The sequence below is a fragment of the Lonsdalea iberica genome (genome assembly GCF_002111585.1).
GTDB lineage: Bacteria > Pseudomonadota > Gammaproteobacteria > Enterobacterales > Enterobacteriaceae > Lonsdalea > Lonsdalea iberica.
In genome coordinates this window covers 1-1,321 of the sequence record NZ_LUTP01000106.1, presented here as the reverse complement: position 1 = coordinate 1,321, position 1,321 = coordinate 1, and the positions used below count along the sequence as shown (strand labels likewise).

Genomic DNA, 1,321 nt, shown 5'->3' with positions numbered 1-1,321 from the left:
TTTTTGTTGACCACTACACTAACATATAAAAGACAGGATGGGAGTGTTGTTGTGTTTGAAGTGGATGTTGCTCTTCATAAACAAATAATGGAATCAGCCGTTCCTCAAAGGCCTATTCCTGGCGTACCGAAATATCCAAACGCTCCGAAGAGCGTCGATCCTACAAAAGGTCAGCCTAGTGTGTCTCTTGAATTACCTAAGGTATGAGATAGATTGATAGAGCAAAACTCATCAAAATATCGAGTATTAACGAAAGAGGAATTTCTGAATGAATTTAACAAATGATTATCAGAATTTACTCGATGCCATTTTTAATGGTGATAAAGATATAGCTATCTTTGTTGTGGATGGCATTCATTATTATATTGTTGATAATAAGGATAATTATTGCATCGATGTTAGGCCGGAATATAAGCTATATATAGCTAAAGGATGGATGAAAGAGTCTCTCTATGACGAGGCGGTTAGTTCATTCAGGAATGGGGTGCCTGTGTTATCTAAGGATACCTTTAAAGATTATATAACTAGAAATGATGTTGCTGTTTATAACGTTGACTGGATGAGGTCATTCTTTAAATTAGGCAGAGATGATGAGTGCCTTATAAGTTTTTATGATTATATTGAGCGATTTTTATCTACGCTAACAGACCCAGTATCAGTTGAGTGGGATGGCTGGAGAATGCGGTTACCTAAATTTTATATCAATTTTGACAAAAAAATATATCGCCATACTGATTGGGATAGAAGTCATGAATCGTCTGTACCATCTGATTGGAACGCTCAGGCGAATAGTGATTTTGGATTGTTAGTTCCAGACAAAGAACAATACTGGCTTATTAATGGTATGAATTTTTGGAAATTACAGATGTAAAAATAACGATCCCGGCCTTACGCCGGGATTTTTTTTTACCGGTCAGAACCTTAGCTCAGTCTCAATCACCAGTTGCCCGTGACCTACCCCCAAGATTAGATACAACGCTCAGTTAGTAATGTCGGCTCCTTCTCTCTCAGAATTACCCTTTCTCCATCCCGCCGCAAATTCAGACGGCGTCTGATAATTCAGTGCGGAGTGCGGGCGGCACTCGTTATAATCCTGACGCCATTCACTGATAGTTTCCCTGGCATGACAGACGTCACTGAACCCGTGTTCATTCAGGCATTCATCGCGAAAGCGTCCGTTAAAACTCTCAATAAATCCGTTCTGTGTCGGCTTACCGGGCTGGATAAGTCGCAGCTCCACGCCATGCAATAAGGCCCATTGATCGAGCGCGTGGCAGGTAAATTCCGGGCCCCGATCGGTTCTTATCGTCGCCGGATAGCC

General features: G+C 41.3%; 3 protein-coding genes. 2 read left to right on the top strand and 1 reads right to left on the bottom strand.

Going from position 1 to position 1,321, the window contains the following annotated elements; genetic code table 11:
* Both AU511_RS17570 and AU511_RS16855 read left to right on the top strand, forming a co-directional pair.
* Positions 1 to 207 (top strand): hypothetical protein (locus AU511_RS17570; RefSeq protein WP_205756482.1); only part of this gene is annotated, 207 nt, incomplete at its 5' end.
* A gap of 61 nt (positions 208 to 268) precedes the next feature.
* Positions 269 to 871, top strand: coding sequence for a hypothetical protein (locus tag AU511_RS16855; RefSeq protein WP_094110361.1), 603 nt, complete (start codon positions 269 to 271; stop codon positions 869 to 871).
* Between the two features lie 108 nt (positions 872 to 979).
* Here AU511_RS16855 and AU511_RS16850 read toward each other — a convergent pair.
* Positions 980 to 1,321: integrase core domain-containing protein (locus AU511_RS16850; protein ID WP_139829428.1), on the bottom strand; the 342-nt coding region annotated here is incomplete at its 5' end.